Annotated in this window: 29 protein-coding genes, 1 tRNA gene and 1 pseudogene; 15 read left to right on the forward strand and 16 right to left on the reverse strand. The window is 60.1% G+C overall.

Annotation, left to right across the window (positions count from 1 at the left end):
* The first annotated feature begins 175 nt into the window (after positions 1-175).
* From ftsK to cysG, 6 genes are all read left to right on the forward strand, one after another.
* Positions 176-2,593, forward strand: a complete 2,418-nt coding sequence (gene ftsK / locus ACYUME_RS10120; protein ID WP_279885519.1) for a DNA translocase FtsK — start codon at positions 176-178, stop codon at positions 2,591-2,593.
* Between the two features lie 62 nt (positions 2,594-2,655).
* Positions 2,656-3,279 carry an outer membrane lipoprotein chaperone LolA gene (lolA, locus tag ACYUME_RS10125; protein ID WP_279885521.1) on the forward strand — a complete coding sequence of 208 codons (624 nt, stop codon included), beginning with the start codon at positions 2,656-2,658 and terminating at the stop codon, positions 3,277-3,279.
* Between the two features lie 12 nt (positions 3,280-3,291).
* Positions 3,292-4,617: a replication-associated recombination protein A gene (locus tag ACYUME_RS10130; RefSeq protein ID WP_460418747.1), complete on the forward strand. Its 1,326-nt coding sequence runs from the start codon at positions 3,292-3,294 to the stop codon at positions 4,615-4,617.
* Positions 4,614-4,988 carry a fluoride efflux transporter CrcB gene (gene crcB / locus ACYUME_RS10135; protein ID WP_028692383.1) on the forward strand — a complete coding sequence of 125 codons (375 nt, stop codon included), beginning with the start codon at positions 4,614-4,616 and terminating at the stop codon, positions 4,986-4,988. The genes ACYUME_RS10130 and crcB overlap by 4 nt, the downstream gene beginning before the upstream one ends.
* A 30-nt stretch (positions 4,989-5,018) precedes the next feature.
* On the forward strand, positions 5,019-6,299 hold the full coding sequence (gene serS / locus ACYUME_RS10140; RefSeq protein ID WP_460418748.1) for a serine--tRNA ligase: 1,281 nt from the start codon (positions 5,019-5,021) through the stop codon (positions 6,297-6,299).
* Positions 6,300-7,691 carry a siroheme synthase CysG gene (gene cysG / locus ACYUME_RS10145; RefSeq protein WP_460418749.1) on the forward strand — a complete coding sequence of 464 codons (1,392 nt, stop codon included), beginning with the start codon at positions 6,300-6,302 and terminating at the stop codon, positions 7,689-7,691.
* Between the two features lie 113 nt (positions 7,692-7,804).
* On the opposite strand, the gene ACYUME_RS10150 is transcribed toward cysG, so the two are convergent.
* From ACYUME_RS10150 to ACYUME_RS10185, 8 genes are all read right to left on the reverse strand, one after another.
* Positions 7,805-8,767: a glutathione S-transferase family protein gene (locus ACYUME_RS10150; RefSeq protein ID WP_460418750.1), complete on the reverse strand. Its 963-nt coding sequence runs from the start codon at positions 8,765-8,767 to the stop codon at positions 7,805-7,807.
* A 97-nt stretch (positions 8,768-8,864) separates the two neighbouring features.
* On the reverse strand, positions 8,865-9,866 hold the full coding sequence (locus tag ACYUME_RS10155) for a glycosyl transferase family protein (RefSeq protein WP_279885535.1): 1,002 nt from the start codon (positions 9,864-9,866) through the stop codon (positions 8,865-8,867).
* Positions 9,863-10,198 carry a TusE/DsrC/DsvC family sulfur relay protein gene (locus tag ACYUME_RS10160; protein WP_460418751.1) on the reverse strand — a complete coding sequence of 112 codons (336 nt, stop codon included), beginning with the start codon at positions 10,196-10,198 and terminating at the stop codon, positions 9,863-9,865. The genes ACYUME_RS10155 and ACYUME_RS10160 overlap by 4 nt, the downstream gene beginning before the upstream one ends.
* Complete coding sequence (gene tusB, locus ACYUME_RS10165; protein WP_279885539.1) at positions 10,195-10,491, reverse strand: sulfurtransferase complex subunit TusB; 297 nt, start codon at positions 10,489-10,491, stop codon at positions 10,195-10,197. The genes ACYUME_RS10160 and tusB overlap by 4 nt, the downstream gene beginning before the upstream one ends.
* Entirely contained in the window at positions 10,491-10,850 is a 360-nt protein-coding gene (gene tusC / locus ACYUME_RS10170; protein WP_460418752.1) for a sulfurtransferase complex subunit TusC, read from the reverse strand. Before tusC ends, tusB begins: the two co-directional genes overlap by 1 nt.
* A 1-nt stretch (position 10,851) precedes the next feature.
* Positions 10,852-11,244: a sulfurtransferase complex subunit TusD gene (tusD, locus tag ACYUME_RS10175; RefSeq protein WP_028692375.1), complete on the reverse strand. Its 393-nt coding sequence runs from the start codon at positions 11,242-11,244 to the stop codon at positions 10,852-10,854.
* Positions 11,245-11,330: 86 nt separating this feature from the next.
* Positions 11,331-12,710 carry a nucleobase:cation symporter-2 family protein gene (locus ACYUME_RS10180; RefSeq protein WP_460418753.1) on the reverse strand — a complete coding sequence of 460 codons (1,380 nt, stop codon included), beginning with the start codon at positions 12,708-12,710 and terminating at the stop codon, positions 11,331-11,333.
* A gap of 211 nt (positions 12,711-12,921) precedes the next feature.
* Positions 12,922-13,593, reverse strand: a complete 672-nt coding sequence (locus ACYUME_RS10185) for a Bax inhibitor-1/YccA family protein (protein ID WP_028692373.1) — start codon at positions 13,591-13,593, stop codon at positions 12,922-12,924.
* Between the two features lie 148 nt (positions 13,594-13,741).
* On the opposite strand from ACYUME_RS10185, the gene ACYUME_RS10190 reads away from it, so the two are divergent.
* Positions 13,742-13,829, forward strand: a tRNA-Ser gene (locus ACYUME_RS10190).
* 111 nt (positions 13,830-13,940) lie between these two features.
* Here the strand turns inward: ACYUME_RS10190 and ACYUME_RS10195 are convergent.
* Both ACYUME_RS10195 and ACYUME_RS10200 read right to left on the reverse strand, forming a co-directional pair.
* Positions 13,941-15,002: a tyrosine-type recombinase/integrase gene (locus ACYUME_RS10195; RefSeq protein WP_460418754.1), complete on the reverse strand. Its 1,062-nt coding sequence runs from the start codon at positions 15,000-15,002 to the stop codon at positions 13,941-13,943.
* 1 nt (position 15,003) lies between these two features.
* Positions 15,004-15,246, reverse strand: coding sequence for a DUF4224 domain-containing protein (locus tag ACYUME_RS10200; protein WP_460418755.1), 243 nt, complete (start codon positions 15,244-15,246; stop codon positions 15,004-15,006).
* Positions 15,247-15,382: 136 nt separating this feature from the next.
* Here ACYUME_RS10200 and ACYUME_RS10205 point away from each other — a divergent pair, with 136 nt between their 5' ends.
* Positions 15,383-16,462, forward strand: coding sequence for an HNH endonuclease (locus ACYUME_RS10205; RefSeq protein ID WP_460418756.1), 1,080 nt, complete (start codon positions 15,383-15,385; stop codon positions 16,460-16,462).
* Between the two features lie 270 nt (positions 16,463-16,732).
* Here the strand turns inward: ACYUME_RS10205 and ACYUME_RS10210 are convergent.
* Positions 16,733-17,392, reverse strand: a pseudogene (locus ACYUME_RS10210) (DNA cytosine methyltransferase); the annotation flags it as partial.
* A 34-nt stretch (positions 17,393-17,426) separates the two neighbouring features.
* On the opposite strand from ACYUME_RS10210, the gene ACYUME_RS10215 reads away from it, so the two are divergent.
* The 4 genes from ACYUME_RS10215 (at position 17,427) to ACYUME_RS10230 (ending at position 19,607) form a co-directional block, all read left to right on the forward strand.
* Positions 17,427-18,074 carry a hypothetical protein gene (locus ACYUME_RS10215; RefSeq protein ID WP_460418757.1) on the forward strand — a complete coding sequence of 216 codons (648 nt, stop codon included), beginning with the start codon at positions 17,427-17,429 and terminating at the stop codon, positions 18,072-18,074.
* 82 nt (positions 18,075-18,156) lie between these two features.
* A complete protein-coding gene (locus ACYUME_RS10220; protein WP_460418758.1) occupies positions 18,157-18,702 on the forward strand; it encodes a hypothetical protein in 546 nt (181 codons plus the stop codon).
* A gap of 207 nt (positions 18,703-18,909) precedes the next feature.
* Complete coding sequence (locus ACYUME_RS10225) at positions 18,910-19,254, forward strand: hypothetical protein (protein WP_460418759.1); 345 nt, start codon at positions 18,910-18,912, stop codon at positions 19,252-19,254.
* 35 nt (positions 19,255-19,289) lie between these two features.
* Positions 19,290-19,607: a hypothetical protein gene (locus ACYUME_RS10230; protein WP_460418760.1), complete on the forward strand. Its 318-nt coding sequence runs from the start codon at positions 19,290-19,292 to the stop codon at positions 19,605-19,607.
* On the opposite strand, the gene ACYUME_RS10235 is transcribed toward ACYUME_RS10230, so the two are convergent.
* Positions 19,599-20,117, reverse strand: coding sequence for a hypothetical protein (locus tag ACYUME_RS10235; RefSeq protein WP_460418761.1), 519 nt, complete (start codon positions 20,115-20,117; stop codon positions 19,599-19,601). The two genes, ACYUME_RS10230 and ACYUME_RS10235, sit on opposite strands and share 9 nt — an antisense overlap.
* A 12-nt stretch (positions 20,118-20,129) precedes the next feature.
* Complete coding sequence (locus ACYUME_RS10240) at positions 20,130-20,402, reverse strand: hypothetical protein (RefSeq protein ID WP_460418762.1); 273 nt, start codon at positions 20,400-20,402, stop codon at positions 20,130-20,132.
* Between the two features lie 404 nt (positions 20,403-20,806).
* Between ACYUME_RS10240 and ACYUME_RS10245 the strand changes: the two genes are divergently transcribed.
* Together ACYUME_RS10245 and ACYUME_RS10250 are read left to right on the forward strand one after the other, a co-directional pair.
* Complete coding sequence (locus ACYUME_RS10245; RefSeq protein ID WP_460418763.1) at positions 20,807-21,187, forward strand: DUF6864 domain-containing function; 381 nt, start codon at positions 20,807-20,809, stop codon at positions 21,185-21,187.
* On the forward strand, positions 21,180-21,530 hold the full coding sequence (locus ACYUME_RS10250; protein ID WP_460418764.1) for a hypothetical protein: 351 nt from the start codon (positions 21,180-21,182) through the stop codon (positions 21,528-21,530). Before ACYUME_RS10245 ends, ACYUME_RS10250 begins: the two co-directional genes overlap by 8 nt.
* Before the next feature lie 242 nt (positions 21,531-21,772).
* Here the strand turns inward: ACYUME_RS10250 and ACYUME_RS10255 are convergent, their stop codons facing one another.
* The 3 genes from ACYUME_RS10255 to ACYUME_RS10265 form a co-directional block, all read right to left on the reverse strand.
* On the reverse strand, positions 21,773-22,156 hold the full coding sequence (locus ACYUME_RS10255; RefSeq protein WP_460418765.1) for a helix-turn-helix domain-containing protein: 384 nt from the start codon (positions 22,154-22,156) through the stop codon (positions 21,773-21,775).
* A 154-nt stretch (positions 22,157-22,310) separates the two neighbouring features.
* The gene (locus ACYUME_RS10260; RefSeq protein ID WP_460418766.1) at positions 22,311-22,628 is read right to left on the reverse strand and encodes a hypothetical protein; all 318 of its coding nucleotides are present in this window, start codon (positions 22,626-22,628) and stop codon (positions 22,311-22,313) included.
* A gap of 310 nt (positions 22,629-22,938) precedes the next feature.
* Positions 22,939-23,667 (reverse strand): XRE family transcriptional regulator, encoded by a 729-nt coding sequence (locus tag ACYUME_RS10265; RefSeq protein ID WP_460418767.1) that lies wholly within the window; start codon positions 23,665-23,667, stop codon positions 22,939-22,941.
* Positions 23,668-23,770: 103 nt separating this feature from the next.
* Here ACYUME_RS10265 and ACYUME_RS10270 point away from each other — a divergent pair, with 103 nt between their 5' ends.
* Positions 23,771-24,049: a helix-turn-helix transcriptional regulator gene (locus ACYUME_RS10270; RefSeq protein WP_082337787.1), complete on the forward strand. Its 279-nt coding sequence runs from the start codon at positions 23,771-23,773 to the stop codon at positions 24,047-24,049.
* The last annotated feature ends 84 nt before the right edge of the window (positions 24,050-24,133 follow it).

Here is a 24,133-nt window from a genome sequence, read left to right on the forward strand (position 1 = left end):
TCACAAAAGAAAATGCATGCTCAAATTGCAACTAAATGAAAGTAGCCCCCGTTCACGCGCCATACAGCGTGCCGCCATGGCGGCTGGCGGGCAGTAATGTTAAAAGTAGTGGCTCATTGGCCGGCGGACGGCCAATCACTATTGGACGCGCAGTACGCGCAGGAATAGACGCGTTTTGAAGAAATCCACCGCAACTCCAGCCCCCTTGCCAGTGCCTCTGTGGCGGCAGCAGCTGCACTACCGCCTCAAGGAAGGTGCGCTGATCGCCGTTGGCGCCCTGTGCCTGTACCTGTGGATGGCACTGCTCACCTACGACACGTCCGATCCTGGCTTCAGCCATACCAGCAACGCCGACCAGGTGCAGAACGCCGCTGGCCGCGCGGGCGCCTACTTCGCCGACATCCTGTTCATGGTGCTCGGCTATTTCGCCTACATCTTCCCGTTGCTGCTGGCGATCAAGACCTGGCAGATCTTCCGGGAGCGCCACCAGCCCTGGCAGTGGAGCGGTTGGTTGTTTTCCTGGCGGCTGATCGGCCTGGTGTTCCTGGTGCTGTCGGGCGCTGCCCTGGCGCATATCCATTTCCATCCCTCGGCGAGCCTGCCGTTTTCCGCCGGCGGCGCGCTGGGCGAGAGCCTGGGCGACCTGGCCCGCAATCTGCTGAACGTGCAGGGCAGCACGCTGATGTTCATCGCGCTGTTCCTGTTCGGCCTGACCGTGTTCACCGACCTGTCCTGGTTCAAGGTGATGGACGTCACGGGCAAGATCACCCTCGACCTGTTCGAACTGGTGCAGAATGCCGCCAACCGCTGGTGGGAGGCGCGCAACGAGCGCAAGCGCCTGGTGGCGCAATTGCGCGAAGTGGATGAACGGGTCGATGAAGTGGTCGCCCCCGTGGTGGTGGACAAGCGCGAGCAGGTCAAGGCCCGCGAGCGCATCATCGAGCGCGACGAGGCGCTGACCAAGCATGTCGCCCAGCGCGAGCAGCAGCCGGCTCCGGTGATCAACCTGCCGGCTCCGGTGGCCAAGGCGCCCGAGCCGAGCAAGCGGGTCATGAAGGAAAAGCAGGCGCCGCTGTTCGTCGACAGCGCCGTGGAAGGCACGCTGCCGTCGATCTCCATCCTCGACCCGGCCGAGCAGAAGAAGATCGAGTACTCGCCGGAGTCGCTGGCGGGTGTCGGCCATCTGCTGGAAATCAAGCTGAAGGAGTTCGGCGTCGAGGTTTCCGTCGACTCCATTCACCCGGGCCCGGTGATCACCCGCTACGAGATCCAGCCTGCCGCTGGCGTGAAGGTCAGCCGCATCGCCAACCTGGCCAAGGACCTGGCGCGTTCGCTGGCGGTGACCAGCGTGCGCGTGGTCGAGGTCATTCCCGGCAAGACCACCGTGGGTATCGAGATCCCCAACGAGAACCGCCAGATGGTGCGTTTCTCCGAGGTGCTCTCTTCGCCGCAATACGACGAGCAGAAGTCGCCGGTCACCTTGGCCCTGGGCCACGACATCGGCGGCAAGCCGGTGATCACTGACCTTGCGAAGATGCCGCACCTGCTGGTGGCCGGTACCACCGGTTCCGGTAAGTCGGTGGGTGTGAACGCGATGATCCTGTCGATCCTGTTCAAGTCGGGCCCGGAAGACGCGCGGCTGATCATGATCGACCCGAAGATGCTCGAGCTGTCGATCTACGAAGGCATCCCGCACCTGCTCTGCCCGGTGGTCACCGACATGAAGGACGCCGCCAACGCCCTGCGCTGGAGCGTCGCCGAGATGGAGCGCCGCTACAAGCTGATGGCGGCCATGGGCGTGCGCAACCTGGCGGGCTTCAACCGCAAGATCAAGGATGCGCAGGAAGCCGGCGAAGTCATCCACGATCCGCTGTACCGTCGCGAGAGCATGGATGATGAGCCGCCGACCCTGAAGACCCTGCCGACCATCGTGGTGGTGGTCGACGAATTCGCCGACATGATGATGATCGTCGGCAAGAAGGTCGAAGAGCTGATCGCCCGTATCGCCCAGAAGGCCCGTGCCGCTGGTATCCACCTGATCCTGGCCACCCAGCGCCCGTCGGTGGATGTGATCACCGGCCTGATCAAGGCCAACATCCCGACCCGCATGGCGTTCCAGGTGTCGAGCAAGATCGACTCGCGGACCATCATCGACCAGGGCGGTGCCGAACAGCTGCTCGGTCACGGTGACATGCTCTACATGCCGCCGGGCACCAGCCTGCCGATCCGCGTGCATGGCGCGTTCGTTTCCGACGACGAGGTGCATCGCACGGTCGAGGCCTGGAAACTGCGCGGCGCGCCGGACTACAACGATGACATCCTCAACGGCGTCGAGGAGGCCGGCAGCGGCTTCGAAGGCGGCGGTGGCGGTGGCGATGGCGACGACCCGGAAGCCGACGCGCTCTACGACGAAGCCGTGCAATTCGTGCTGGAAAGCCGGCGGGCGTCGATCTCGGCGGTGCAGCGCAAGCTCAAGATCGGCTACAACCGCGCCGCGCGGATGATCGAGTCGATGGAGATGGCCGGCGTGGTCACGCCGATGAACAGCAACGGCTCGCGGGAAGTGATTGCCCCGGGCGGCCCGCGCGACTGACGAACAACCTGCCGGGTGCCATTGATGACGCCCGGCCCTTTCACTGTGCAATGAGGATTTCCATGCGCGCGATTCGCATGCTGTTGGTTTCTGCCCTGGCTGCGGCCAGCCTGTCGGCCCAGGCCGGCGAACAGGACGTCCAGCGCCTGACGCAATTGCTGGAAAAGTCGCAGACCATCGAAGCCAATTTTTCCCAGCTGACCCTGGATGCCAGCGGCACCAGCCTGCAGGAAACCAATGGCAAGATGACCGTCAAGCGCCCAGGCCTGTTCTACTGGCACACCGACGCGCCCCAGGAACAAGTGGTGGTGTCCGATGGCAAGAACGTCACCCTGTGGGACCCGGACCTCGAGCAGGCGACCATCAAGAAGCTCGACGTGCGCCTGAACCAGACCCCGGCGCTGCTGCTGTCCGGCGACGTGTCGAAGATCAGCCAGAGCTTCGATATCACCTCCAAGGAGCAAGGCGAGGTCATGGATTTCACCTTGAAGCCCAAGACCAAGGACACCCTGTTCGACTCGCTGCGCGTGTCGTTCCGCAGGGGCCTGATCAATGACATGCAGCTGATCGACAGCGTCGGCCAGCGCACCAACATCCTGTTCAATGGTGTCAAGGCCAACCAGGCGGTGCCGGACAGCAAGTTCCAGTTCGTCATCCCCAAGGGCGCTGATGTCATCAAGGAGTAAGCAGAGCCTGTGATGGACCTGTTTCGAAGCGAACCCGTCGCCCAGCCCCTGGCCGCCCGCCTGCGGCCGTCGAACCTGGACGAGTACGTCGGCCAGGAGCACCTGCTGGCGCGCGGCAAGCCGCTGCGCGAGGCCCTGGAGCAGGGCGCGCTGCATTCGATGATCTTCTGGGGGCCGCCGGGCGTGGGCAAGACCACGCTTGCGCGGCTGCTGGCGCAGTTCTGCGACGCGCATTTCGAAACCGTGTCGGCGGTACTGGCCGGGGTCAAGGAGATCCGCCAGGCGGTGGAGGTGGCCAAGCAGCAGGCCGGCCAGTATGGCCGGCGCACGATCTTGTTCGTCGACGAGGTGCACCGCTTCAACAAGTCGCAACAGGACGCTTTCCTGCCCTTTGTCGAGGACGGCACGCTGATCTTCATCGGCGCCACCACGGAGAACCCGTCCTTCGAGCTGAACAACGCGCTGCTGTCGCGAGCCCGGGTCTATGTGCTCAAGAGCCTGGACGAGGCTGCGCTGCGCAAGCTGGTCAATCGCGCCCTGAGCGAGGAACGCGGCCTGGGCAAGCGCAACCTGCGGGTGGGTGACGAGGCGTTCAAGATGCTCATGGCCGCCGCCGATGGCGATGGCCGGCGCATGCTCAACTTCCTCGAAAATGCCTCTGACCTGGCCGACGATGGCGGCGAGATTGGCGTCGAACTGCTGCAGAGCCTGCTCGGCGACAGCCGTCGCCGTTTCGACAAGGGCGGCGAGGCCTTCTACGACCAGATCTCGGCGCTGCACAAGTCGGTGCGCGGATCCAACCCCGATGCCGCGCTGTACTGGTACGCACGCATGCTCGACGGCGGTTGCGATCCACTGTACATCGCCCGGCGCGTGGTGCGCATGGCCAGCGAGGATATCGGCAACGCCGATCCCCGCGCCCTGAGCCTGTGCCTCTCGGCCTGGGACGTGCAGGAGCGCCTGGGCAGCCCTGAAGGCGAGCTGGCGGTGGCCCAGGCCATCACCTACATCGCCTGCGCACCGAAGAGCAACGCGGTGTACATGGGTTTCAAGGCCGCCATGCGCGAAGCCGCCGAACACGGTTCGCTGGAAGTGCCGCTGCACCTGCGCAACGCGCCGACCAAGCTGATGAAGCAACTGGGTTATGGCGAGGAGTACCGCTACGCTCACGACGAGCCGGATGCCTATGCCGCCGGCGAGGACTACTTCCCCGAGCAGCTCGATCCACGCCACTACTATCAGCCCGTTCCCCGAGGCCTGGAGTTGAAGATCGGCGAGAAGCTCAAGCACCTGGCCGAACTCGACCAGGCCAGCCCCCGGCAGCGGAGAAAACCGTGATCGCACTCATCGCCGCGGTCAGTGCCGGAGGCATCGCCGGCACCTTGCTGCGCTTCGCCACCGCCAACTGGGTCGCGGCCCACTGGCCACGGCACTTCTATGCCGGTACGCTGGCGGTCAACCTGGTTGGCTGCCTGTTGATCGGCCTGCTCTACGGGTTGTTCCTGCACAAGCCGCTGGCGCCGGTCGAGCTGCGCGCCGGGCTGATCGTCGGCTTTCTCGGCGGCCTGACCACTTTTTCCTCCTTCTCGCTCGATACCGTGCGCCTGATGGAAAGCGGGCAGGTCCCGCTGGCCTTGGGCTATACCATTATCAGCGTGGTAGGCGGCCTGCTCGCGACCTGGGCCGGCCTGTCCCTGACCCGATTCTGAACCAACATTTACACATAACGAGAGAACGACATGCTCGATTCCAAACAGTTACGCACTGAACTTCAGGCAGTGGCGGACCGCCTGGCCACCCGTGGCTTCAGCCTGGATGTCGCGCGCATCGAATCGCTGGAAGAGCGCCGCAAATCGGTACAGACCCGCACCGAGCAACTGCAGGCCGAGCGTAACGCCCGTTCCAAATCGATCGGCCAGGCCAAGGCCAAGGGCGAGGACATCGCGCCGCTGATGGCCGACGTCGAGCGCATGGCCAATGAACTGGCCGCTGGCAAGACCGAGCTGGACGGCATCCAGGCCGAGCTGGACGCGATCCTGCTGACCATTCCCAACCTGCCGGACGCCAGCGTGCCGGTCGGCGCCAGCGAAGACGACAACGTCGAAGTGCGCCGCTGGGGCACCCCGACCACCTTCGATTTCGAGATCAAGGATCATGTCGCCCTGGGCGAAGTCAGCGGTGGCCTGGACTTCGAAGCCGCGGCCAAGCTGTCCGGCGCCCGCTTCGCCGTGCTGCGCGGCCCGATCGCCCGCCTGCACCGCGCCCTGGCACAGTTCATGATCAACCTGCACACCGGCGAGCACGGCTACGAGGAACACTACACCCCCTACCTGGTGCAGGCTCCGGCCCTGCAGGGCACCGGCCAGCTGCCGAAGTTCGAGGAAGACCTGTTCAAGATCAGCCGCGAAGGCGAGGCTGACTTCTACCTGATCCCGACTGCCGAAGTGTCGCTGACCAACCTGGTGGCCGGCGAGATCCTCGACGCCAAGCAACTGCCGTTGAAGCTGGTCGCCCACACCCCGTGCTTCCGCAGCGAAGCCGGCGCCTCGGGCCGCGACACCCGCGGCATGATCCGCCAGCACCAGTTCGACAAGGTCGAGATGGTGCAGATTGTCGAGCCGGCGAAATCCATGGAAGCCCTGGAAGGCCTGACCGCCAACGCCGAACGCGTGCTGCAGCTGCTGGAGCTGCCGTACCGTGTGCTGGCCCTGTGCACCGGCGACATGGGCTTCGGCGCCGTGAAGACCTACGACCTGGAAGTGTGGGTGCCGAGCCAGGACAAGTACCGCGAGATCAGCTCCTGCTCCAACTGCGGTGATTTCCAGGCGCGTCGCATGCAGGCCCGCTGGCGCAACCCGGAAACCGGCAAGCCAGAGCTGGTGCACACCCTCAACGGTTCGGGCCTGGCCGTTGGCCGGACCCTGGTGGCGGTGCTGGAGAACTACCAGCAGGCCGACGGTTCGATCCGCGTGCCGGACGTGCTCAAGCCGTACATGGGTGGCGTCGAGGTCATTCGCTGAATGGACTACCTGCCGCTTTTCCATAAGCTGCAGGGCGGCCGGGTGCTGGTCGTCGGCGGTGGCGAGATCGCCTTGCGCAAGGCGCGCCTGCTGGCCGATGCCGGCGCCGCGCTGCGGGTGGTGGCGCCGGAGGTCGACGGTCAGCTCGCCGCGCTGGCCCGCGAGGGTGGCGGCGAGGTCCTGGTGCGCGGATACCAGGCATCCGACCTGGACGGCTGCCGCCTGGTGATCGCGGCGACCGATGATCCCGGGCTCAACGCCCAGGTTTCGGCCGACGCCCAGGTGTTCAGCCTGCCGGTCAATGTGGTGGACGCGCCGGCGCTGTGCACGGTGATCTTCCCCGCCATCGTCGACCGCTCACCCCTGGTTGTGGCGGTTTCCAGCGGTGGCGACGCCCCGGTGCTGGCGCGGCTGATCCGCGCCAAGCTGGAGGCCTGGATCCCGTCCGCCTATGGCGAACTGGCCGGGTTGGCGGCACGCTTTCGCGACAAGGTCAAAGCCTTGTATCCGGACGTCAATCAGCGTCGCGGATTCTGGGAAAACGTATTCCAGGGGCCGATCGCCGAGCGCCAGCTGGCCGGGCAGGGCGCGGAGGCCGAACGCCTGTTGCAGGCAATGGTCGATGGCGCGCCGGTGCAGCAGGGCGGCGAGGTGTATCTGGTGGGCGCGGGGCCGGGCGATCCGGACCTGCTGACCTTCCGCGCCCTGCGTCTGATGCAGCAGGCCGACGTGGTGCTGTACGACCGCCTGGTGGCCCCGGCCATCATCGAGATGTGCCGGCGCGATGCCGAGCGCATCTATGTCGGCAAGCGCCGCGCCGACCACGCCGTGCCGCAGGACAAGATCAACCGCCTGCTGGTCGACCTGGCCCGCCAGGGCAAGCGCGTGCTGCGGCTCAAGGGCGGCGATCCGTTCATCTTCGGCCGTGGCGGCGAGGAGATCGAGGAGCTGGCCGACGAGGGTATTGCGTTCCAGGTGGTGCCGGGCATCACCGCGGCCAGTGGCTGTTCCGCCTATGGCGGGATTCCACTGACCCACCGCGACTATGCCCAGTCGGTGCGTTTCGTCACCGGTCACCTGAAGGATGGCACCAGCAACCTGCCCTGGGATGACCTGGTGGCGCCGGCCCAGACCCTGGTGTTCTACATGGGGCTGGTCGGGTTGCCGACCATCTGTGCCGAGCTGATCCGCCATGGCCGCGCGGCGAGCACGCCGGCAGCCCTGGTGCAGCAGGGGACCACCCGCAACCAGCGGGTGTTCACCGGTACCCTGGCTGACCTGCCGGAGCTGGTGGCGCGTCATGAAGTGCATGCACCGACCCTGGTGATCGTTGGGGAAGTGGTGCAGCTGCGCGAGAAGCTGGCTTGGTTTGAAGGGGCGCAGGACGCCTGAGCACGTTGTAGATCCACGTGGGAGCGGGCTTGCCCCGCGATGGCGCCAGATCAGGCAACAATGTTGCCGCCTCTGACGCCATCGCGGGGCAAGCCCGCTCCCACGTGGGGTCTTTATCCTCTCTGCCAGATCCCTCTGCCCGACAACCGCTCCCGATCATGCGGCAAGCCAAAGTCCTGCAGCGGCCCCTTGGGCACGATCCCGTTCGGGTTGATGGTCTTGTGGCTCATGTAATAGTGCTTCTGGATATGCTCCATGTTCACCGTGCCCGCCACCCCCGGCCACTGGTACAGCTCGCGCAGCCAGTTGGACAGGTTCGGGTAGTCGCTCAGGCGGCGCAGGTTGCACTTGAAGTGGCCGTGATACACCGCATCGAAGCGCACCAGCGTGGTGAACAGGCGCACATCGGCCTCGGTCAGGTATTCGCCGGCCAGGTAGCGTTGGCGGCCCAGTAGCGCCTCCAGATGGTCCAGCTCGTTGAAAACTTCGTCGAAGGCGGCCTCGTAAGCGTCCTGCGTGGTAGCGAAACCGGCGCGGTACACACCGTTGTTCACCGCCGGGTAGATACGTTCGTTGAGCGCATCGATGGTCGCCCGCAGTGGCTCGGGGTAGAGGTCCAGTGTATTGCCGGTCAAATCGTCGAACGCGCTGTTGAAGATGCGGATGATCTCGGCCGATTCGTTGTTGACGATGCGCTTCTCGTGCTTGTCCCACAGCACCGGTACGGTCACGCGGCCGGTGTAGTGAGGGTCGTCCTGGGTATAGCGCTGGTGCAGGTACTGCAAGGCGTCCAGGTGATCGCCGGTGGAGCCCTCCTGGCGATCGAAGGTCCAACCGTGCTCGCCCATCAGCCAGCTGACCACCGAGACATCGATCAACGGCTCCAGGCCTTTGATGGCGCGCAGGATCAGGGTGCGGTGAGCCCAGGGGCAAGCCAGCGAAACATACAGGTGATAGCGACCGGCCTCGGCGGCGGGCAACTGATTGCGGCGCTGGGCACTCTCGCGTTGGAAGGTGCCGTCCTTGCTGGTCTGGTACCACTGGTCATGCCAGCGTCCATCGATCAAAAGGCCCATGTCGGAGCTCCTCGGAACAAAGTCGTTTGTCGTTGGAGCTCAGTCTAGAGCAAGGCGTTCGAATGAATAGCGCAAAGAATGCGCCTTTCTCATCTACTTACTTGATGTTTTTCCGAGCTGCCCAGTAGCCGCGAGCAGTGCTGAACGCTTCCTCGCGAGGCTTGCCCAGCCCGCGCAGGGCAAGGGCCATGGTAGCGATCACCGCCATTTCGCCGTAGCTGTCATCGGCTTCGCCGTGCCATACCGCGAGCAGATGCCGAGGTTGCAGGGTTGCCGGCTTCACATGGCGCTGGGTGCTGAGTGCCGGCCATTCTTCGTCCCAGGCTTCACCTGACGCTGTGCCATACAGGTGACTGATGACATCCGGGTTGACCTCGATTTCGCCACCGTCGCCCTTGATGACCACGGCGTGGTCGCCGAGCAGGCGACTGGCTTCGCGGTGCACCGCCTGGTAACCGGGGTGGAAGATGCTCTGCAGCCCGCAGCGGGCGCCGAGCGGGTTGAGGACCCGGGCCAGGGAGTGGATGGGCGAGCGCAGGCCCAGGGTGTTGCGCAGGTCGATCATGCGCTGCAGCTGCGGCGCCCAGTCCTGCAGCGGAATGAACGCCAGGTGCTGGCTGTCCAGGGCCCGCTCCACGGCGGCCCAGTCGCGGCATAGCGGGATGTCCAGCAAGTCGAGCAACTGCTCGGTATACAGGCGCCCGGCGGTGTGCGCTCCGCCGCCATGCATCAGGATGCGCACCCCGTTGCCGGCCAGGCACTTGGCTGCCAGCAGGTACCAGGGCAGGTGGCGCTTCTTGCCGGCGTAGCTGGGCCAATCGAGATCGACGGCAATGCTCGGCGCGTGCAGATGGGCGCGAAGGGCTTCGGTGAAGCCTGCCAGTTCCTCGGCGCTTTCTTCCTTGTGCCGCAGCAGCATCAGGAAGGCGCCCAGCTGGGTATCCTCGACCTTGCCTTCGAGCAGCAGGGTCATGGCGGCGCGGGCTTCGTCGCGGGTCAGGCCACGGGCGCCGCGCTTGCCTTTGCCGAGGATGCGCACGAATTCGGCGAAGGGGTGTTCGGCAGGGGTTTCCAGGGTAAGGGGGCGAGGTTCGGTCATATGCAGTTGGTCGGCTTGGGCAGGCCCGCCAGCTTGGCGGCGAGCTTGGCGGGCGTGCCATTGAACAGGCGGTTCAGGTGCGGGCTGTTGCCCTTGTCTGCGCCGAGCTTGAGTGCGGTGTACTTGATCAGCGGGCGGGTGGCCGGCGACAGCTGGTATTCCTGGTAGAACTGGCGCAGCAACTCGAGGATCTCCCAGTGGTCCGCAGTCAGGGCGATGCTTTCGCGCGAGGCGAGGGCCTCGGCGACCTCAGGGGACCAGTCCTGCAGCTCGACCAGGAAGCCGTCCTTGTCCAGGGCGATGCTGCGATCGCCGACACTCAGGATGCTCATAGCCAGCTGTTGACCTTGTCGTGGCGCAGGGAGAGTTCGACGAAGGCGGCGTAGTCCACGGCCTTGGCCAATGGGTTGTCGAGGGCGCGGGCCTGCAGGTCTTCGGCGAGGGCGAACAGGCGCTCGCCAAGGTTGGCGGCCTGCAGGGCGGCAAAGGGTTCGCTGCCGGCCTTGAGCGCATAGGTGGCGTCGCCGCATAGCAGCAGCGCGTCTTGTGGGCCCAGCAGGCGCAGGCAACTGCTCAGGCGCTCGTCGCCGAAGGGCGAGTGGGCGATTACATGCAGGGTCGTCATCAGAGCGTTACCACTTGGTCGAAACGGGCAATCAGCGCAGTCAGCGCGGCATCGTCGAGCACCTCGACCGGCAGCGCCAGGGCACCACCGTCCAGTCCACGGCGGGCCAGGCTATGGCCGCAGGCGAACAGCTCTTCGACACCGAACATCGGCAGGGCCTGGAGATTGGCCGCCAGGTTTTTCTGTTGCAGGGCATCGGGTTGCTGCCCGGCGGCGAGCTGGAACACGCCGTCATCGAGGAACAGCATGCCCAGCGGCAGGTCGAAGGCGCCGCCGGCCAGGGCGATGTCCAGCGCCTCGCGGGCGGACGGGCCGCTCCACGGCGCCTGGCGGCTGATGATCAGCAAGGACTTGGCCATCTCAATCACCTCCGAAGCAGACCAGGCGGTCGGCCAGTTGCGCGGCTTCGTGCAGCTGGCCCAGGCCGGACAGCTCCCACGGCATCGGCAGGTTCACCGCCGGGCGCTGGTAGCGGTTGGCCTCGGTGTCGTCGAGCACGCCCCGGCGCAGGGCCGCGGCGATGCACACCACGGCGTCAAGGCGGTGGTCGCTGACGAAGGCGCGCCACTGCGCGGCCACGTCCAGCTCGTCCTGGGGCGTGACGATATTGGCCGAGGCGCTGTGCACCCCATCCTGGTAGAAGAACAATCGGGCTATCTCATGCCCGCCGGCCAGCACCGCCTCGGCAAAGCGCAAGGCGCGGCGCGAGGAGGGGGCATGGGCCGGGGAAAAGACCGCGATGGCGAATTTCATGGAAGGCTCGTGCAAATGAATGCGGCCATGATAAAGCAAAAAGCCCGCGCTGGTGGGCGCGGGCTTTTTACTCGGGCTGGCGCGGCTCAGGCCTGTTCCTTGGCCTCGGGCAGGAACCAGTTGAGCAGCAGGGCACAGATGCCGCCGGTGGCGACGCCGGACTCCAGCACATTGCGCAGCGCCGCCGGCATGTGCGCGAGGAACTCCGGCACCTGGGCCACGCCCAGGCCCAGCGACAGCGACACGGCGATGATCAGCAGGGCACGGCGGTCGAGGCGGGTGCTGGCGAGGATATTGATGCCCGAGGCCGCCACGGCACCGAACATCACCATGGCCGCGCCACCGAGCACCGGCTCCGGCACCGCCTGGATCACCCCGGCAACCGTGGGGAACAGGCCCAGCAGGATCAGCATGGCGGCGATCCAGATGCCGATATGGCGGCTGGCGATGCCGGTCAGCTGAATCACGCCGTTGTTCTGGGCGAAGATCGAGCTGGGGAAGGTGTTGAACAGGCCGGCCAGCAGCGAGTTGGCGCCGTTGACCAGCACCCCGCCCTTGATCCGCTGCATCCACACCGGGCCTTCCACCGGCTGGCGCGAGACCTTGCTGGTGGCGGTCACGTCACCGATGGCTTCCAGCGAGGTCACCAGGTAGATCACCAGCATCGGAATGAACAGCGACCAGGAGAAGCCCAGGCCGAAGTGCAGTGGCGTCGGCACCTGGAACAGCGCGGCCTGGTGCATGCCGGTGAAGTCCAGGCGGCCCAGGTAGCCGGCCAGGGCATAGCCCACGGCCAGGGCGATGACGATGGCGCAGCTGCGCATCCACACCACCGGAATACGGTTGAGGATGACGATGATCGCCAGCACCACGCCCGACAGTAGCAGGTTCTCGCCATCGGCGAAGGTGCCATTGGCCATGGCGCCGAAGCCGCCACCCATGCTGATCAGGCCGACCTTGATCAGGGTCAGGCCGATCATCAGCACGACGATACCAGTCACCAGCGGGGTGATCAGGCGCTTGACGAAGGGCAGGATGCGCGAAACCCCCATTTCCACGAACGAGCCGGCGATGACCACGCCGAAGATCGCCGCCATCACGCTTTCCACCGGCGTGCCCTGCTTGACCATCAGCGCACCGCCGGCGATCAGCGGCCCGACGAAGTTGAAGCTGGTGCCCTGAACGATCAGCAGGCCGGCGCCGAACGGCCCGAAGCGCTTGCACTGGACGAACGTGGCGATACCCGAGATCACCAGGGACATCGACACGATCAGGTTGGTGTCGCGCGCCGAAACGCCCAGGGCCTGGCAGATCAGCAGGCCCGGCGTGACGATCGGCACGATGATCGCCAACAGGTGCTGCAGCGCCGCCAGCAGGCCGATCAGCAGGCGCGGCTTGTCCTCGAGGCCAAGGACCAGTTCATTGGCAGGCGCCGCCGCGCCTGGGCCGTGTTCGTGTGAACTCATGGGAAATGCTGCCCCGGAAGAAAAAAGGAGCGCATTCTACGGGCAGAACGGCCACAGGGGTAGAGGCTCGCACGATGGCTGCACAATCGCGGAGAAATGGCCTAATAAGCTGACTTTTAAGTCAATCCATATCATGTTTGCCGCCCTTGTACGGCAGGCACGAAAAAGCCCGCCGAAGCGGGCTTTTTCGTGGTGGAACCAGCGGAGCCGGTCAGTCGTCGCGGCCCATGATGCCGAACAACTGCAGCAGGCTGACGAACAGGTTGTAGATCGATACATACAGGCTGATGGTCGCCATGATGTAGTTGCGCTCGCCGCCATGAATGATGGCGCTGGTCTGGAACAGGATGCAGACCGACGAGAACAGTACGAAGCCCGCGCTGATCGCCAGTTGCAGGCCGCTGATCTGGAAGAAGAAGCTGGCCACCACGGCACCCAGCAGGACGAAGAAGCCAGCGGTGATGAAGCCGCTGAGGAAGCTCATGTCCTTGCGGGTGATCAGCACATAGGCCGACAGGCCGCCGAACACCAGGGCGGTCATGGCGAAGGCCGAGCTGACCACTTCGGCGCCACCGGCCATGCCCAGGTAGCGGTTGAGGATCGGGCCGAGAATGAAGCCCATGAAGCCGGTGAGGGCGAAGGTGGACACCAGGCCCCATGCCGAGTCACGCAGCTTGTTGGTGAGGAAGAACAGGCCGTAGAAGCCGATCAGCACGACGAAGATGTTCGGGTACCCGACACGCATCTGCTGGGCGACGAAGGCCATGATGCCGCTGAAGGCGAGGGTCAGGGCCAGCAGGCTGTAAGTGTTGCGCAGGACCTTGCTGACCTCCTGCTGCTCGACCTGCTGGCCGTGTTGGACGGCGTAATCCTGTTCGCGCATGGCGCACTCCTTTGGGGTAGGACCGCAGGTTCGGGACCTGCGGTATTGGAACGTATGATGCGGAGCATATCAGAGCTGCCGCAACCCGCGACACAGAGAGTTTGACAGCTTGTTTCATTACGGTATGATTGCCGCCGCAAAACAAGCTGGAAGCGTGGCCGAGTGGTTTAAGGCAACGGTCTTGAAAACCGTCGATGGGCAACTATCCTAGAGTTCGAATCTCTACGCTTCCGCCATATTCAAAGCCCTGATTTTTCAGGGCTTTTTGCATTTCTGGGGCATAGTAAATCCACCCATGGGAACACCCTTGGGAATGGTTTATTCTGGAAGCGCTTCCGAAACTTTCCCTATTTGGTGGGTTTCGCCAGAGCTCCAACTCGGCGATAAACCCGTTCTGTGATGTCGCCCTTGGTATGGCCCAGGAGCAGACTGGCGTGGTCGACATCGGTGATTTCCGAGGCTGCTTTCGGGCGAATGTCGCGGAACTGGAATTGGCTGATACGGCCGGCCAGCACCTGGTCACCAGCGGCAACCGCTTCTCTCACGGCTTCCTCCCGGGCATCGTCCCATCGGTGACGAAGCATCGGCGCCGTAACGCGTTTGCCGTTATCCGTCAGCAGAAGGTATGGCGAGCTGTGCGGAGCGTTGCGCTCCAGAATCTTTCTGATCAGCACGCCCAAGCTGCTCTCTACTCCGTCCACCTCAAGCATGATCCGTAGCTTCTTTTGGGTCTTCTTCTGCTTTACGCCGAGTGCCTTACCCTCAATGTCGTCCTTTCTCATCACCAGCACGTCCGCCGGACGCTGGCCCGTCAAATACGCTAAGTCCATGGCATCCTTCAGTTCGCCCACCGCTTTCGCGTAAACCGCGTTCCAGATCGCGTCGTTAGCGTAGAAGTCCCGCGGCACCTCCTTGTTCTTGCGCACGCCCTGACACGGATTCTCGTTGGTTGTGAGTCCCCATTCCCGCGCTATGTTGAAGATGTGCGATAGGGTGGCGATCTCGCGATTCGCCCTGACTGGGGCGGTCCTGGCATCGCGATACTTCGCCACATGCGCAGGGGTGATGCCGTCGATTGGGGCCTTTTCGAAGTAGTTTCGCAACTGGCGTATCTCGGCCAGGTTGTCCTTCTGTGTGCGAGGAGCCTTCTTCGGGATGATGTCACGCTCGTAGCGCTCGAAGATGGCCCCCATGGTGACCAGGTCTTTGGGTTTCTCCTTCGCCTCTAGCTCTGCCCACTTCAGTCGGGCCAGGCTCAGGTCGGTGCCCAACGTTATCTCTTTGCCCGACTTGTCCCGGTAGTAGTAGCTAATCCATTCCTTGTCAGGATTTTTCCTGCTCTTACTGGTGCGCTTGCGCCGGTATACGCCCGGTGGCAAATCTCTGTTCTCGTTCTTCCTTGGACGCATTTCATCTCACCTTTGAAATATCTGGCGTCCACGCAGGGGCTGCAGGTGGCGGCGGTGCCATCGTCACCACTTCAAGGCCTACGCCCAGCTTCATGCGGACGTAAAGGCGGCCAACCAGTGGTCGCCCGCTGCGGGTTTCGACGAATATCCAGCCTCGTTCTTCAAGCCAGCGGCGCTGGTAGCTCCTGGCTTTGTAGCCGGTCAGCTCGGTCAGTTCTTTGTCCGAAAGTATTTCGGCATTCATGGGGGGGCTCCGCGCCGCCATATCGCGGCGGTGATTAGTGGGGAGAGGGGACGTTGGGAGGGGGCGGCCATCACAAACCTTTCGGACCTGACGCTGATATGATCACGCGCTACCGCAACGACGAGGGCGTGAGCAAATGGGCCAAGTGTTCCAGGTGGTTGATGATGGTAAGAGGGTGGACGCTCACTACGAGATCGATGGCGAATCGATCATCTTCCACAGTCGTGGTGGTACGAAAGGGAAGGGGGCGATTAATACGGAGTATTCGCGTGGATTAGCCGTACTGTTGAAGACTCTAGAAAGCCATGCGATTGGTATCAAGCAGATTTGGGTTGATAGCAGTCAGGTGCAATCCCTTTCCATTGAAGACAGAACTATCTTCGGATCGTCAGACGAATACTTTTCTGCTCACGAAGCGCTAAGGCTGATGGCATTGCGGATGAAGACCATAGGGCGTCCAAGCTCTGCCTCTGGAGGAAACTCCACGCGCCGAATCCGAATACGTGTAGGCAGTGAGCATGCCGCCCTGCTGGGGAACTTATTGGGCGGGCTGCCAGTGAATAAGGATTCGCGGAGCCTAGACAGGATTCCTTCAGAAGATCTTAGAAGGGTTACGGCAGAACATGTCTGGCTAGCAATCGAAGAGATGCTCAGCGGCGCTGAGACGCTCGGGTTTGGACCGTCAACTGACTACGACCTGCTCATAGATACAGACCAGAGGCTGCCACCGAAAGCGGTGTTTGGACTGGCTGCCTCAAAGGCCTTAGGCTTCAACGTCCTGCCTAGACATTTCACAGCAGGTTTGGGGTCTGTTTGCTTTGAGGTTCTCGAAGGTGCGGGCTTTAATATCCTTCCCAAGGACGCCTTCCCTAATGGGCCGGTGCCTACCACTATTTCTGAAGATCAATCTTGGACGGAAGGCCAGCCTAGGCTAATAGAACACTTGTATCGGGAGCGCGCCAGAGGAGCGGCACAAGCCAAGAAAGAGCAGTTTCGGCGGCTGCATCAAAGATTGTTCTGCGAGCGTTGTATGATGGATCCAGTGAAAACGTATGGTGAAAAGCATGGTGAGGCTTGTATTGAGGTGCACCACAGACAGGTTCAAGTATCAGCTATGGATCCAGGCCACATGACGAGTTTAAATGATCTTCAATGTCTCTGTGCAAACTGTCATCGTGTGGTCCATCGAGAGTTAAAGGAGTTGGCCACAACCTAGTTGAATCCGTATGCGTTGACCAATCCACTGAATGATTAGAATGGCTTTGCTGTTACCCAAAGCTTTATAGCGTGGGCCGTCGGGGCATTGCACAGCGGGCTTGTCGCGGTAAGGAATCAAAGTGTAGTTATCAGGGAAACCTTGGCATCGCTCCCATTCGATCGGAGTTGTTCTTCGAACACCTACAGACTCCAGTACATATGCCTCTCGGTCATCGAGAGCTCCCCCCCCTTTAGCCGTGAGAGTAGGGTGAAGTGCGAACTCCTTCGGCCGTCCCGGCGGGCTATCCCGGCGAGGGCCTTCGCGCTCAAAAAGTACTTCGAGTGGATCGAACCCTGCTCGAGCACTTGCGACAACGAACACACGGCGGCGTCGTTGGGCCAGGCCGAAATATTGGGCATCCAGAACCCGCCATGCGACTGTTCGCGTGGGTCCATACACACAACCAGCGTCCTTCCATTTTCCCCCTGGCGGCTGGAGTTCTTCGGATTCGCCCACCAGGGCGCCGAGGAAGCAGCCAAACGCGTTGCCTTTGTCGGAGAGGACTCCAGGGACGTTTTCCCAGAGGCAGACGGCCTCGGGCTCACCGCGCATGGTTCGAACATGGTCAATTGCATCGAACAGCTCCACGTATTTGATGGTTAGGGCGCCGCGGGGATCGGCCAGACCTTCGCGCATGCCGGCCACGCTGAATGCCTGGCAAGGCGTGCCGCCGACCAGCACGTCGGGCGCCGGTATCTTGCCTGACAGCACCATGGCTGCTAGGCGGGTCATGTCGCCGTGGTTCGGCGTGTCGGGGTAGTGGTGAGCCAGCACCGCGCAGGGGAATGGCTCGATTTCGGCGTACCAAGCGGCACGCCAGCCCAGCGGGTGCCAGGCTACGGTTGCAGCTTCAATGCCGCTGCAGACGCTTCCGTAGGTGTTGGACATTGATATACTCGTCTTTTTTGCCAAGAGTAGCGATATGGAAACCGCAGAAGTTCGTGAGCTTAAAGAAAGGATAGAAAAACTCGAGAGTTTGCTTGAATGTCGCGCCGCTCAAGCTGATGAACTTGATTTGGAAGCTCGGCGTTACGAGCAAAGGGTGAGGACGATAAAGCTTGCTGTTACTCTTGCATTGCTGATCATGACGGTTTTTTCAATTATTCCAATAGGTTATAATATTTTTAGAAGTGCTCCCTTGGATCGCAGCGCGCCGGAAAGTAGTGAGTCAATCTTGAATGAGGCGTTCAGGAATACCACGGCTAAAGAACTAGGAGAGCTAAGCAGCTTAATGTTGGAGTTTAGAGCGGACGCCAATAAGGTAAATCCTGAGCAGCTATCTATAGGTTTGGTTAAAGCCGACATCAATCTGCTTAGTGGTCGTGTTGGAGTACTGGAGAAGTCTATCTCTGACTCGCCTGAAAAGGCCCTTTCTATACCGTTGCTTCGACGAGACCAAGAGAGCATGAGCAAGACGATTGAGGCGAACAAGTTGGCGGTAAACTCAGAGCTTACTCGCATCTACGATCAGCAGAAATGGATGCTAACGGGCATCGGAACTGCATTGCTTGCTGCGCTTACTGCGTTGGCGGGAGCGCTTTATAAGACTGTAAATAGGGTCCCAGACTGAGCAAATACTGTCCACTGGGGTAGTGTGGGTTATTGGGCTGATGTATAAAGTAGCGGTATTTACATAGTTCTAGGGGTGTGTAATGGCTTACAAGGAAATTAACTCATTTGCATTCTTCAATGCATCAGCTGTGAGGTATCTAAAGGTTGCCGCAAGGAAGGAGGAGGGTTTTGCTTTTGATTTAATGAGTGCAATGGTCATGAGCGCTTTCTCAGTAGAGGCTTATTTTAACCATTTGGGAGCAAAAAAAATTCCCCATTGGTTTGATAAGTACGAGAAGAAGTCTGTTTGGGATAAGTATAAAATTTTGCGTTCGGCTGTTGGGTTAAGTGTCCTGACTATACCCCAGGCGTATCCAGACGTTGCTGCAGTTTTGGAGTTTCGCAATAACATGGCCCATGGGCGAACTGAAAGGCACGAGTTGGAAATTTTTAGTGATCCAGAGTCGGATGTGCATTGTGATCAGCCCGTCGGTTGGCAAACTAGTTTAGATGCATCAATAGTTGATAAGCGGTTAAAGTCGTGCCAGTCGCTTATAAAAGAATTGCACAATGCTGCGGGTTTAGGTAGGCATCCATTCTTTGCGCTATCAAGTTCGACATCATTTACTCCGATAGCGAGTTTGTGATATCTGCTTGGTGGTAGTGGCAACTAATACGCTGTTGGCCAGCGCTTGAGGTCAGGTGGCTATCATGTCTTCGAACTTGGTGATCCTGCGCGCGGTGTCCGATTCGCCCTCAATCTTCACTTCGAAGCAGGCCGGGGAGTAGGTGCTAATGCCGGTGATCACGCCTTCCTTAATGGTGTCGCCGATGGCGAATGGTGGCTGAGGCTTGTGCTCGTCGAATCAGGCCCGAACCGCTTTACGCTCTGTTTCGTCAACCAGGTAGTCCAGTTCGTCAAGAGTGTCGATGTCGTCCCGCTGCATATCCCAGCCGGCCCATTTCGCCAACTCTATGCAGAGCTCGAAGCCATCCATATGGCGGCTTTAGTGCTGCGCCAGGGTTTCAGCATCGCCCTCAAGCTTCTCGGCGATTGGCTTGCAGCATTCAAGAATCATTGCCCTGGTAGCCACCGGGCGCGGTGGAAAGTGGTTAATGGCTTTCTCCATGCATGCGCCGCCCTCCATGCAGGTGGCGGCATGGTGGCAATTTGTGGTGGGATGGGGTATTACGGGTGACCGGCATGTTGCCGTGTCAGAATGGGAAATCAGACATGTCAGTAAAAATTGACCGTAGCGGACTGGATAAACTGATCGAAAACGCTAAGGAGGTCGACGGGAAGCACCAGGTCAAGCTCGTCGACATGATGAACCCAGCCTTCATTTCAGCTCATAGCAAGTTCGCAGATCTTGAGGCATTGTTCGCTGCTTCCGGCTTCAAGGTTGATAGCGCTGAAGACTTTGCAGCCATACCTGATGACGAGTGGGATACTTTCATCAAGGAGAACACCGACTTTGAAAGCTGGTTGGATATGCAAAAGACTGCCGGCGCTGAGTATGTGAAGGCCAAGCTTTTCAGCGGCCTACGATGAGCGTGGGGCAATAATGCTGTCTCCCGGATCCTGCTGAATCATCAGCATGCTCTTCCGGTAGAAGGCCAGAGATAGGCGCGGCGTTATGGTGATCTTGTGCCGCGGTGGGGTGAGAAACTTCGCCGCGTGCATCCTGCCCAGGGCGTGAATGCCGTGGATCAGCGCCTCGATCATCTGGCTATATGTGGCGCCGGCCCAGCCGCATATCGCCCGCAGGTGCTGGCCTGTTCGCTTCCTGGCTGACAGCCGCAGCGGCTCATTCCGCGCCACAGATCGGTGAGCCTCTATTTCGTGGCGCGCGATCCTGAACAGGGCGTGATGCCCCAGCGCCTCGACATGATGAATCATCAGCGTCATCGCCTCACCCTGTTCCTCGATCCCGGCCCATTCCATCAGCTCAAGCAGGGCCTGCTTAGTCCCTGGTCGAACCTTCAAGCGCAGGTCTTCTTCCTGCAATCGCTCGGCTTTTTCGCGACGGCGCCGGTCGCGCTCTGCCTGGTCCATCGCCATACGGCACCTCCCTTAATCTGTAGGGCGAGAAATGCTGGTTCGCTTGCCTGCTTCCATTGCTTCAATAAAACGCATGGCCGCACGGTGGCTAAAGCAGAATCTCTTGGTCTTGCCGGTGGCAATCTCGATTATGTGCCAAGCCTTGCCCTTGGCGACTGCCTGGAACAGAGGTTCGGGCGCCGGGGCAGGGCGACCAATCAGCTCGTAGAACTCGGCGGTAGCCATAAGGGAGCGTGCACGTAGGGCGGCCAGGCCGTCCACGCGCTGTTGCATGGAGTGGTGCATGTGATGATCCTCTGATGGGATTCAGGCGTGGTGCTCGAAGGCCACGGCCTTGCGAACGTTCCGAATTGGGGCGGTTTGTAAATCGACAGCGAGTGATCGATGCGAATAGGATCCCCTACATCGATAATGGGATGCTCAATGCCTGGCTGGCGATAAAGATACTGCTCCATTCCATGCATAAGGCAGCACGGTGGAAATTTGACTAAGAATAGGGTATTACAGGTTGGCGAAAATTCTTTGAGCTGGGGGAAGAGAGGCTTCGGCATCACAGCGGTAAATTGCTGAGCAATCTCCTTGTTAAGGAGAGATGATGGTGATGTTAGATTTTTTGCGTGCAAGTTAGCTGATTGAGACGGGATGTCATAAATCCCAAACTAGGTTTTATTCTTTATTGAGGTGGCACAGTGCTTGAGCATGAGGTATTCATAGGGTCCAATGAGGTTTTGGTATCTGGCTCGGTGGTAGTTCCGAAAGATCAAAATACTGTTTCTGTGAAGATTCAAGATTTAACTTTCAAATTTATTTTTGTTTATGATGGAGATGGGCAGAGGATTTTGTACAAAGGCTCGGCTCAAGAGCTGAAAATATTTTTCCATAATCCTCCTCAAGTGAAGTGGGTAGGAAAAACAAATGATTTTTTACGAGTGGGGAATCTCGGGAATGACGATATAGGGCTTGCATATTTTATTTATGGCGCAAAAAATCAGAGTCATATGCTCCAATACACATTTGTGAAAATTGGATGTGATGAGTCATCTCCGGCAGAAGGGGGTGGCGATGAGTAAGATATCTGAAGAATTCACCGGAAATAAAATCGATGTCCCCCCGGCTGGCGCTGGATTTGAAAGGAAGTCAAGTATTTTCAATTTTAGCTCGGTTCCATTTTCCAATCTCATTGGTAAAGGGGATCAGGCTAAAGATTCCGTGGTTTGGTATCTTATTACTCGAATGGTCAGGTTGTCTGCTGTTGTAATATTTATATTGTTTGCTGTTGATATATATTATAACAAGGGCGAAAAGTGCTTGGATATTTTAAAAGAGACTTGGGGGGTTTTTGCTCCAATAGTGACGCTCGCTATGGGGTATTTGTTTGGTAAGAAAGAGCGCGAGAAGTCGGAGCTTGAGTGATGTCAAGCTTAAGTTTTTTGTGGTTTTATTCTATTGCTTAATGCCTGGTTCATTGATTTTTGGATGTGGTTATTTTTTTGTTATGGGGCTTCTATTTTTTCGCGAGTAGTATTGCTGTTTCAAATTCAATCAAAGCCCCTTAAGCTTGCAGCTGGCAGCCTCTACTGTCGCCAGGTCTTGCTCTTGGCGGCTGCTTGGGAAAGAGTCTCTAGGCGCCAGAGCGCTCGATTCTCTGAGTGAGCTCAGGTCCGGTATTCGAAGGTATCGGTCTTGCGAGCAATTCGAGCTTGGAAAGTGAGCCGCTCGGGGGATCGGCGGTCACGTCGTATGGGATCGCTGTCATCGATGACCGCATGCATAGCGATCAAGCCGGCAAGGGCTATGCACAGTGGGCTGATGATCTGCCGTCGCATGGCTTCGGCCACGGCAGCTGCTCGACGCGCTACGCCGAGCTTGAACATGGCGTTCTCGATGCGGTTGGCAACAGTGCCCGGGGTGATCTGCATCTGCTGGGCAATCTGTTTGGCGGTCATACCCTGAGCGACGCCGAGCAGCGCCTCCAGCTCGCGAGGAGCCAGCCCTTTGCCAAGGTGGCCTGTCCATGTGCCGCAAGTGATCGTTTCCATGAGTGGTCCTTGGTGGGCTGCATTGGAGAGCCAATCCCGCCTGCCTCCCTGAACATGTTGATGTAGGGTCGGGAAGGGCTCTCCGATGCAGCCTGGTGCTGGGGAAGACCAGGTGATCGGGCAGTTAACGTCAGGCTGACATGGTGCTAGCGATCTAAATGATTGCTGTCAGAGTCTTGCTGCCATCAGGCTTGATCGTTGTCATTTGCATGACTGCGGCAACGCCTCCTTGGGAAGTAGTGCCATTGCGGATGGTGTTTGCAGATCTGCGGAAGCGTTCATCAAACTTCTCGTCACCATCTGGCAAGTGGGTGGTCACGGTAAGCTCGGTCGCATCTTCGCCATTCGGCCCGCCGTCTCCGTGGCCAATCGCAAAGCTAGCGATCATGGCGATGCCGTTATCCCTGGCAATCTGAATCACCTGCTGCATTAGCGGGCTGATCTGGCTGTCATAGATCTGTTCTTTGTTCATCGACACTGCTCCGGTTGATTTCCCGTCTGGCCCTCAAACTCGAAGGCCAGCCAGTGAAATCCTGTATCCAGCCGCGGCACTCGCCCGCTGGAAAACTGCATTGGCGCTTTACGCTGCACGCCCAGGGCAGTTGCCACCCCTCTGAACAGTTGAGGCCTGTTCATCGCTGCCTTCGTTGCTGACCGGTGTCGATCCGGCGAAGGCAAATATCACGTATTGTGTTAATTGATGTCAACACGAATCGTGATTATTTTTCAGGCAAGCAACAAAAAACCCGGCATTTAGCCGGGCTTGGTTGGCGAAAGGAGTGCTACCAGAGGACCGAGGACCAGAAGACTTTCCCTAGAATGACGATCTCTTTAGCGACCATCTCTTCTGCGCTGTATTCCTCGTCAGGATGCTCATCACGGTTGAAGCTGCGCATCCTGATCCCACCACCAGGCAAGCGGTATAGGGTTTTCACCCGCAGCTGGCCGCCATGATTGATTGCGTACATCTTGCCATCGATTACGGTAGTGGCGCCCTGATCAACGCCGACGGTACTTCCATCGGGTAGCACGGGCTCCATGCTATTGCCGCCAACGTTCACGCAAACTGCTTCGCTTGGTTGCACGTTCTGTCGGCGAAGGGTGATTTTGCCGAACCGCAATTTGCGCGTATGTGATTGCTCAACAACCGTGCGGCCTCGGCCTGCTGAAAGCTCGACCTCTTTCAGGTAGGGCACGTATACCTCATCTCCATCCAATGGCGTTTCGTCATCCCACACATCAAATGGGCCAATCATCGTCGCGTTTGATTCGACAGCCTCAGCGCCCGCTTCCGGGGCGCTCGGTTTGTAATCCAAGATGATTTCCGACTCATCCACACCAATCGCATTTGCGATTAGGCGCAGATCCGCGAGAGATGGCTCCCGCGTATCAGTTTCGTAGTTGCCCACCCGTGATTGGGATTTCCAGCCGCAGGCAGTCGCCAGCGCGGCCTGGGAGAGCCCGGCAGCCTTGCGGTGGCGTTTGATGCGTTGTCCGAGGGTCTCTTTCATAGCCGTGATTGTAATCACGTTACGAAATAGCTCGCTTTCACTCTTCGTGATTGAAAATAACACGTTACGTGTTTATCCTGAGGCCCAGTCAAGAGGAACCCCTATGAACCACGTTCGACAGATCCGAAAGGGGGCGGGTATCAGTCAGGCCAGTCTCCGGCGAAAGCTCGATTGGAACCAATCACGGCTCGCCAATTATGAGGCAGGGCGGAGGGCCCCAGGGCTGGAAGAGGCTAGACAGATCGTCTCGGCCCTAAATCAACTTGGAGCGACTTGCGCCCTGGATGATGTTTTCCCTGTTTCAGCCGGAGGTCTGACGCCAAGTGGTGCAGATTCTGATCTAGCCAGCCTTGTGCGAGTAGATGGCCAAAACACCTGCTAATTCATCCAGTACCCAAATCGCGGGCATAAAAAAACCGGGTGGCAGCCCGGCTTTCTCAACTTCTGAATCGGGATCAATTATGCA

The organism is Pseudomonas sp. microsymbiont 2 (assembly GCF_054788395.1).

What these genes read in the sequence shown, in the direction of transcription:
- lolA (WP_279885521.1), top strand. Translation starts at nt 2,656, where the DNA reads ATGCGCGCGATTCGCATGCTGTTGGTTTCTGCCCTGGCTGCGGCCAGC.
- ACYUME_RS10130 (WP_460418747.1), top strand. Translation starts at nt 3,292, where the DNA reads ATGGACCTGTTTCGAAGCGAACCCGTCGCCCAGCCCCTGGCCGCCCGC.
- serS (WP_460418748.1), top strand. Translation starts at nt 5,019, where the DNA reads ATGCTCGATTCCAAACAGTTACGCACTGAACTTCAGGCAGTGGCGGAC.
- cysG (WP_460418749.1), top strand. Translation starts at nt 6,300, where the DNA reads ATGGACTACCTGCCGCTTTTCCATAAGCTGCAGGGCGGCCGGGTGCTG.
- ACYUME_RS10150 (WP_460418750.1), bottom strand. Translation starts at nt 8,767, where the DNA reads ATGGGCCTTTTGATCGATGGACGCTGGCATGACCAGTGGTACCAGACC.
- ACYUME_RS10155 (WP_279885535.1), bottom strand. Translation starts at nt 9,866, where the DNA reads ATGACCGAACCTCGCCCCCTTACCCTGGAAACCCCTGCCGAACACCCC.
- ACYUME_RS10160 (WP_460418751.1), bottom strand. Translation starts at nt 10,198, where the DNA reads ATGAGCATCCTGAGTGTCGGCGATCGCAGCATCGCCCTGGACAAGGAC.
- tusB (WP_279885539.1), bottom strand. Translation starts at nt 10,491, where the DNA reads ATGACGACCCTGCATGTAATCGCCCACTCGCCCTTCGGCGACGAGCGC.
- tusC (WP_460418752.1), bottom strand. Translation starts at nt 10,850, where the DNA reads ATGGCCAAGTCCTTGCTGATCATCAGCCGCCAGGCGCCGTGGAGCGGC.
- tusD (WP_028692375.1), bottom strand. Translation starts at nt 11,244, where the DNA reads ATGAAATTCGCCATCGCGGTCTTTTCCCCGGCCCATGCCCCCTCCTCG.
- ACYUME_RS10180 (WP_460418753.1), bottom strand. Translation starts at nt 12,710, where the DNA reads ATGAGTTCACACGAACACGGCCCAGGCGCGGCGGCGCCTGCCAATGAA.
- ACYUME_RS10185 (WP_028692373.1), bottom strand. Translation starts at nt 13,593, where the DNA reads ATGCGCGAACAGGATTACGCCGTCCAACACGGCCAGCAGGTCGAGCAG.
- ACYUME_RS10195 (WP_460418754.1), bottom strand. Translation starts at nt 15,002, where the DNA reads ATGCGTCCAAGGAAGAACGAGAACAGAGATTTGCCACCGGGCGTATAC.
- ACYUME_RS10200 (WP_460418755.1), bottom strand. Translation starts at nt 15,246, where the DNA reads ATGAATGCCGAAATACTTTCGGACAAAGAACTGACCGAGCTGACCGGC.
- ACYUME_RS10205 (WP_460418756.1), top strand. Translation starts at nt 15,383, where the DNA reads ATGGGCCAAGTGTTCCAGGTGGTTGATGATGGTAAGAGGGTGGACGCT.
- ACYUME_RS10215 (WP_460418757.1), top strand. Translation starts at nt 17,427, where the DNA reads ATGGAAACCGCAGAAGTTCGTGAGCTTAAAGAAAGGATAGAAAAACTC.
- ACYUME_RS10220 (WP_460418758.1), top strand. Translation starts at nt 18,157, where the DNA reads ATGGCTTACAAGGAAATTAACTCATTTGCATTCTTCAATGCATCAGCT.
- ACYUME_RS10230 (WP_460418760.1), top strand. Translation starts at nt 19,290, where the DNA reads ATGTCAGTAAAAATTGACCGTAGCGGACTGGATAAACTGATCGAAAAC.
- ACYUME_RS10235 (WP_460418761.1), bottom strand. Translation starts at nt 20,117, where the DNA reads ATGGCGATGGACCAGGCAGAGCGCGACCGGCGCCGTCGCGAAAAAGCC.
- ACYUME_RS10240 (WP_460418762.1), bottom strand. Translation starts at nt 20,402, where the DNA reads ATGCACCACTCCATGCAACAGCGCGTGGACGGCCTGGCCGCCCTACGT.
- ACYUME_RS10250 (WP_460418764.1), top strand. Translation starts at nt 21,180, where the DNA reads ATGAGTAAGATATCTGAAGAATTCACCGGAAATAAAATCGATGTCCCC.
- ACYUME_RS10255 (WP_460418765.1), bottom strand. Translation starts at nt 22,156, where the DNA reads ATGGAAACGATCACTTGCGGCACATGGACAGGCCACCTTGGCAAAGGG.
- ACYUME_RS10260 (WP_460418766.1), bottom strand. Translation starts at nt 22,628, where the DNA reads ATGAACAAAGAACAGATCTATGACAGCCAGATCAGCCCGCTAATGCAG.
- ACYUME_RS10265 (WP_460418767.1), bottom strand. Translation starts at nt 23,667, where the DNA reads ATGAAAGAGACCCTCGGACAACGCATCAAACGCCACCGCAAGGCTGCC.
- ACYUME_RS10270 (WP_082337787.1), top strand. Translation starts at nt 23,771, where the DNA reads ATGAACCACGTTCGACAGATCCGAAAGGGGGCGGGTATCAGTCAGGCC.